The organism is Bacillus sp. 05T31, assembly GCF_056396725.1.
Genome location: NZ_JBFTMA010000180.1, coordinates 1 through 7003 on the forward strand (window position 1 = coordinate 1; position 7003 = coordinate 7003).

Consider the following 7003-nt stretch of genomic DNA (forward strand, 5'->3'; position numbering starts at 1 on the left):
GGAGTGGAGAATATGAATATAGCACTTTTATCAAGTGTTGTAGCAGTTTGTATGGCTGTTGGAGTAATGTTTCTACGTTTTAAAGCAGCGAAAAAACCGGTAACGAAAAAGAAAATTATATTACCACCATTTTTTATGAGTACTGGGGCTATGATGTACTTCTTACCAGAGTTTCGGTTAACATCATTAGAGATAGTAGAAGCAATTACCGTAGGACTGATTTTCGCTATATTTCTTATTAAAACAACTAAGTTTGAAATAAGAGGCGAAGATATATATATGAAACCTTCAAAAGCGTTCATATTTATTTTAGTTGGTTTATTAGTTGTACGTGTGGGATTAAAGTCATATTTAAGTCAATCGATTGATTTARCMCARTTAAGYGGRATGTTTTTCTTACTCGCWTTTGCGATGATTGTATCGTGGAGAATTGCGATGTATCGCTCGTTTACTAAATTAGAAAAGACAATAAAAAGAGCTGGRATTTCTATATAGGAAATCCAGCTCTTTTTATGTTTTATACAATTGTTTATTTAGCTTTGATTTCATTTGCTTAATTTCAAACGAATTTGAGCGTCTTGTAATGCAACTGGTGTAACATTAAAACCATTTGAATCGACAATTTTTGTGTTTAATAAAATGGAATCTAAGCTYCCRCGAAATGTTTTTGTATAGTTTTGACGCAACATTTGTTGTTCTTGTTTTTCATCAACYGTTAATCCAGATGTTCTTTCTTTTTTTGATAATTCGTTAATGCGGAATAAAATGTTTTTCATTTGTTTTCACCTCTATTTAGATTTAATTACATTAGTTACTTACTAATGTATAGTTATTTTAACGCTTAATTTTTATTATGTCAACACCATCTGAAAGGTTAAAAATTGACGAAAAATTATAACAATAATAAAATGAATAACAGAGGACAATTAGCTTTACAAACATACATAGAACGCTAGGGGGATTATTATGAAATCAACATTTTTTGCTCAAAATAGAGAACGATTAGTAAACACATTACCGGATGAATCTATTACTATTTTATTTGCTGGGCAAGCACCTCATATGTCAGCCGATGCACATTATAAATTTGTGCCGAATCGAAATTTTTACTATTTAACGGGAATCGATGAGCCAAATGTTATTTTCATGTTGAAAAAGTTTGGAAATAGTGTGGAAGAAACTCTTTTCATTGAAAAATCAGATCCAGTAATGGAAAAATGGGACGGTAAAACAGTTTCTAAAGAAGATGCAGAACAAATTTCAGGCATAAAAAAAGTTGTATATATAGAAAGCTTTGAGAAGACAATGGCAAATACACTTTTCACAGAAAATGTGAAGCATCTGTATTTAGATTTAGAGCGTCGTGAGTGGAAGGGTACTGAGACGAAAACGTTAGCGTTTGCTAAATATGTAAGAGAACAGTATCCACACGTTTTAATTGGTAATGTATATCCGTATATTTGTGAATTACGAGTGTTTAAAACGGAAGAAGAAATTGAAATCATTAAAGAAGCGATTGCTGTAACTAAAGAGGGTATTTATAACGTGCTGAAGCATGCAAAAGCAGATGTGATGGAATATGAATTAGAAGCTCATTTTGATTTTACGCTTAAATCATCTGGAATTAAACATCATGCATTCAATACAATTTTGGCGAGTGGTAAAAATGCTACAGTCCTTCATTATGAAGATAATGATGCACAAATTCAAAATGGTGATTTAGTGCTGCTCGATTTAGGTGCTCAAAAAGATTACTACAACGCTGATATTAGTTACACATTCCCAGCTAGTGGAACATTCTCTAGTCGCCAAAAACAAATATATAATATAGTGTTAAAAGCATTGAAAGAAACAACTGAGCTTATTAAGCCAGGATTAAAGTTTACTGCATTAAATGAGCATACAAAAAAAGTACTAGCAGAAGAGTGTAAAGCAATTGGTTTAATTCAAGAAGACGAGGAACTATCTAAATATTACTATCATGGTGTCAGCCATTTCCTTGGTTTAGATACTCACGATGTAGGAACATACAAAGATAGAGTATTAGAAGAAGGTATGGTTATAACAATTGAACCTGGTCTATATATTGAAGAAGAATCAATTGGAATTCGTATTGAAGATGATATTCTTGTAACAAAAGATGGCTATGAAAACTTGTCAAAAGATATTATTAGAGAAGTTGAAGAGATTGAAGAATTTATGAGTGAAAATAATGTAAATGTAAAAGAAGATGAAGTTGTTACGAAATAATAATTAGAAGAGACGCTCAATTTTGGGCGTCTTTTTATTTTGCWCATTTTATATCTCCATATTTTCTTGAAAATTGTCTTCTATAATAATCTTGAAAAAGAAAAAGGAGGGATTTTCCATGAAGAGATTTGTATTAACAGCAGTTACAATCTCCGTAATATCTTTAATTGCTGCATGTTCTGCGACCACAAATACAACAAATGATCATAAAAATATGRAYGATAAAAAARCARMACAGACTGAAACKGCTACAAAACCATTGAAAGTTRTAAAAGGRCCAGAAGTTACTTTAGTAGCGAAAGAAGAAAAGAAAAAGCTAAGTAACGGTGTTATTGTTCCAGTCTGGACATTTAATGGCTCATCCCCAGGTCCAGAAATCAGAGTGGAAAAAGGTGGAAAGGTTAAAGTGACATTAAAAAATGAAYTATCTGCACCAGTATCTATTCATTGGCATGGGTATCCTGTCCCAAATAACATGGATGGAATTCCAGGTGTGACGCAAGATGCGGTTGAASCWGGAAARAGTTTCACCTATGAATTTGAAGCGAACGTACCAGGAACATATTGGTATCATTCGCATCAAGATTCTGTGAATCAACTAGATAGAGGTTTATATGGTACTCTCATTGTAGAAGATACTAATGAAAAATATGATAAGGATTACACATTAATGTTGGATGAATGGGTTACAGATAAAGAAGAAATTAATAAGCAGTTAAAAGAAATGACAAAAGGGCCAACAGGTAATAAATCTAAGGGTAATGAAAATACGAAAAAGAATGATGATATGAAAGGCATGGATCATTCCGGTATGGACAGTGATAAAAAAGACTCTAGTAATATGGCAGGAATGGACCATGGAAATATGAAGATGGAAGGTCATGATATGAGTATGTATGACTTATTCACAATCAATGGTAAAAGCGGAGATTTAGTAGAGCTGTTAAAAGTGAATGAAGGGGATAAAGTTCGTCTTCGACTCGTTAATGCTGGTTATCTATCACATGATATACATGTTCACGGTCATGATATAAAAGTAATTGCGACAGATGGTCAACCAATTAACAATCCAAAAGTTATAAAAGACAAAGTAATTTCAATCGCACCGGGTGAACGTTATGATATTGAATTTACAGCTAACAATCCTGGGAAATGGTACGTTGAAGACCATTCAGAAAGTAAAGGTGCAAAAGGAATGAAAGCTATTATTGAATATGATGGCAGCAAAGAGATGAAAGACAAAGCAGATGAAAAAGAAAAATTACCGAAATTAGATATGACGAAATATGGTGCTAAAAAATTAGGTAGTTTCACGTTARATCARCAGTATAYTGCCACATATAATATGGACTTGAATACGCAAATGAATGGAAATGAAATGGTATATACAATTAAYGGAAAGGTATTYCCRGATATTGACCCAATTTCAGTGAAAAAGGGTGACTTAGTAAAAGTAAAATTAGTAAATCGCTCTAAAGTGGACGATCATCCGATACATTTACACGGTCATTTCTTCCAGGTGTTAAGTAAAGATGGAAAACCGGTAGAAGGTTCTCCAATTGTGAAAGATACTTTGAACTTAAAACCAGGAGAAGAATATGAAGTAGCCTTTGTAGCAGACAATCCGGGTGAATGGATGTTCCACTGTCATGATTTACACCATGCTTCAGCGGGGATGGTAACAGAAGTGAAATATACAGATTATAAATCTGATTATGTTCCAAACCCTAACATTCCTAATAAGCCAGAATAATATGAAGCAGTTATCCTATGGATAGCTGCTTATTCATTTTCGTTGCAAGTGTTAATGCATATGTTGATCGTGCCCGGATGAAGATGGGGGAGTATGATCTGGGAATGTCACGAATACAGCAAGAACAATTACTACGCTAATGGAAAGTAATAATAAAAAACGCCGTTGGATAAAAGTAGAAAAGGTTTCTGATAAAAGTTGAATTATACATGACATAGTTATTGTTATAGTAAGTAAAAGACTAATGAACAGTATACTGTGGGCTTGTTGAGCGTTTAACATTTCTGTAATCATAGCTCCCATCATACTTGCCATTAATCCAGAGAACATTCCTTCTAAAGCAGTAAATAGGTGAAACCGTAGACCGACTAAAAACCCGATACAACCACTAATCAAAATCGCAAGCAAAGTAGAATATAATAATTCTCCTTTAAAGAGAATACCTAAATAAAAACCGATACTTAAACCCGTACTCATACTGAAAGACATAATAAATACCATATACTCCATTAGGGTACCCTTACGTTTAGAAATATATGATGTAATAATAATCGAGATACAACAAAGTGTTAAGGTAGTTAACGTATAAGCGAACATCATGATACCTCCCTGTCCTATCATTCACTTCATCATATGTTCAAATGGAGAGTACTTATGCTAATATATATCTGCAAATTATCTGCACAATTTAAAAAAGGTAAGTTCAATATAATTTTCAAATAATGATGGTTMTCTTAGTGGACGATGCTTCATAAAGAATTGTTGTATTTTTATTTTGAGAGAATATATGAAAGTAAATAGTAGTGAATGGAAAAGACGCTTGATTTTGAGCGTCTTTTTTGTCTATGAGCATGTGAAAGAAATTGTTATATAATGAGTTTCTATTGTGAAGCCATAAAGAATAAGCGTATAATATTATAGGTCTCCCATTTGTGAGGCAAACCGCGAATGATAAATAAGATGGTTGTTTTATCATCGCTTCTAAACAGATAGACAATGAAAGTAACACTGGAATACAGATAGGGAGTTAGAAGATGAAATTAATTATTGCCGAGAAACCAGATCAAGGTTTGGCTCTTGTTTCACAGTTTAAATATCGCCGGAAAGATGGGTATTTAGAAGTAGAAGCAAATGAGTTATTTCCAAATGGAGCGTACTGTACATGGGCAATTGGTCATTTGACGCAGTTATGTAATCCAGAACATTATCACGCTGAGTGGAAGAAATGGTCACTTAATACATTGCCGATGATTCCAGAGCGTTTTCAATTTGAGGTAACGAAGTCAAAGTATAAGCAATTTAACGTTGTGAAACAGCTGTTACATAATCCACAGGTAACAGAAATTATTCACGCGGGCGATGCTGGGCGTGAAGGGGAACTGATTGTAAGAAATATTATTAATCTTTGCAACGTGCAAAAGCCAATGAAGCGTCTTTGGATTTCATCTTTAACGAAGCAAGCTATTTATCAAGGATTTAAAAACTTACTAGATGAAGCAGATACGATTAATACGTATTACGAAGCATATACAAGATCTTGCGCTGACTGGGTCGTTGGTATGAATGCATCGCGTGTCTTTAGTATTTTGCTAAAGAAAAAAGGAATGAATGATGTGTTYTCCGCTGGTCGTGTACAAACACCAACATTAGCACTCATTGTAAAGCGTGAAAAAGAAATAGAGAACTTTAAGTCAGAGCCGTTTTGGGAAGTGTTCGCAACCTTTAATATAGAAGGAAAGAAATATGAGGGGAAATGGGAGAAAGATAATGAGTCCCGCTTAAATGACCCTGATTTGGCAAATAAAATTGCAGCGTTTTGTCAAAACAAACCGGCTGTAGTAAAAGAAATGAAAACGGAGCGTAAAGAGTTTCAGCCGCCGTTTTTATTTAATTTATCAGCACTGCAAGCGACAGCGAATAAAGCCTTTAAATTTTCACCAAAAAAGACACTTGATATAACGCAAGCACTATATCAAAAAGGGATTGTCTCTTACCCTCGTTCGGATTCTAACTATGTTACACAAGGAGAGGCAGCGACGTTCCCTGATATTTTACAGAAGTTAAGTCAGTTTGATGAATATAAAGGTTTATTGCCAACACCAATTGAATCGATTATGAATAATAAGCGTTATGTGAATGAAAAGAAAGTTACAGATCACTACGCAATTATACCGACAGAGCAAGTGACAAATCCAAGCAAACTATCAGGTGATGAAAAGAAAATTTACGATATGATCGTAAGAAGGCTGATTGCGGCGCATTATGAAGTAGCAATCTTTGATTACACAACGATTACAACTCTTGTAGACGAACGTGCTGCGTTCATTTCGAAAGGAAAACAGCAAATTCAAGAAGGTTGGCGTAAAGTTATTTTCCAAGACGATAAAGATGACGAAACGATTCTTCCAATTGTAGCTGAAGGTGAACAAGGAAAAGTTGTAAAGGTGAAAGTGAAAGAAGGAAAAACACAGCCACCGAAACGTTATACAGAAGGACAACTCATTACGTTAATGAAAACGGCCGGTAAGTATTTAGAAAATGAAGAGCTTGAGAAAGTATTGAAGAAAACAGAAGGTTTAGGTACTGAGGCCACTCGTGCAGGTATTATTACGATGCTGAAAGACCGTAAATATATAGATGTACAGAAAAACCAAGTATATGCAACCGATAAAGGAAAAGTATTAATTACCGCAATCGGTGATAAAATACTAGCTTCACCAGAAATGACAGCGAAATGGGAGCAACGCCTTGCGGAAATTGGAGAAGGTACAGCTTCACCAGCGACATTTATGGAGCAAACGAAAAAGCTMTCAGCTAAAATTATTGAAGAYGCGGTAGAAATGTCGGAGAAATGGGATTTCACCGGATTACATGTTGAATCGATTGAACGAAAAGGATCGAAATTTACAACAGGTAAAAAGGTCGGGAACTGTAAAAAATGCGATGGCGATGTTATTGATAAGTCGACGTTTTACGGATGTTCCAACTACAACACAACAC

At 34.3% G+C, this 7003-nt stretch carries 6 protein-coding genes; 4 read left to right on the top strand and 2 right to left on the bottom strand.

Annotated features, from left to right (window positions below; translation table 11 throughout):
• The first annotated feature begins 12 nt into the window (after positions 1 to 12).
• On the top strand, positions 13 to 495 hold the full coding sequence (locus tag AC1DJR_RS13230; protein WP_477002786.1) for a CcdC family protein: 483 nt from the start codon (positions 13 to 15) through the stop codon (positions 493 to 495).
• A gap of 50 nt (positions 496 to 545) precedes the next feature.
• Here the strand turns inward: AC1DJR_RS13230 and AC1DJR_RS13235 are convergent, their stop codons facing one another.
• Positions 546 to 776 carry a DUF896 domain-containing protein gene (locus tag AC1DJR_RS13235; RefSeq protein ID WP_201066848.1) on the bottom strand — a complete coding sequence of 77 codons (231 nt, stop codon included), beginning with the start codon at positions 774 to 776 and terminating at the stop codon, positions 546 to 548.
• A 190-nt stretch (positions 777 to 966) separates the two neighbouring features.
• Here AC1DJR_RS13235 and AC1DJR_RS13240 point away from each other — a divergent pair, with 190 nt between their 5' ends.
• Together AC1DJR_RS13240 and AC1DJR_RS13245 are read left to right on the top strand one after the other, a co-directional pair.
• A complete protein-coding gene (locus AC1DJR_RS13240) occupies positions 967 to 2250 on the top strand; it encodes an aminopeptidase P family protein (RefSeq protein WP_429686783.1) in 1284 nt (427 codons plus the stop codon).
• 118 nt (positions 2251 to 2368) lie between these two features.
• Entirely contained in the window at positions 2369 to 4003 is a 1635-nt protein-coding gene (locus AC1DJR_RS13245) for a multicopper oxidase family protein (protein WP_477002784.1), read from the top strand.
• A gap of 51 nt (positions 4004 to 4054) precedes the next feature.
• On the opposite strand, the gene AC1DJR_RS13250 is transcribed toward AC1DJR_RS13245, so the two are convergent.
• On the bottom strand, positions 4055 to 4600 hold the full coding sequence (locus tag AC1DJR_RS13250; protein ID WP_429686785.1) for a hypothetical protein: 546 nt from the start codon (positions 4598 to 4600) through the stop codon (positions 4055 to 4057).
• 437 nt (positions 4601 to 5037) lie between these two features.
• Between AC1DJR_RS13250 and topB the strand changes: the two genes are divergently transcribed.
• On the top strand, positions 5038 to 7003 hold a 1966-nt coding region (gene topB / locus AC1DJR_RS13255; RefSeq protein ID WP_477002785.1), incomplete at its 3' end, for a DNA topoisomerase III.

Excerpts from the sequence above, each read along its gene's own strand:
- AC1DJR_RS13240 (WP_429686783.1), top strand. The coding sequence starts at position 967 with ATGAAATCAACATTTTTTGCTCAAAATAGAGAACGATTAGTAAACACA.
- AC1DJR_RS13250 (WP_429686785.1), bottom strand. The coding sequence starts at position 4,600 with ATGTTCGCTTATACGTTAACTACCTTAACACTTTGTTGTATCTCGATT.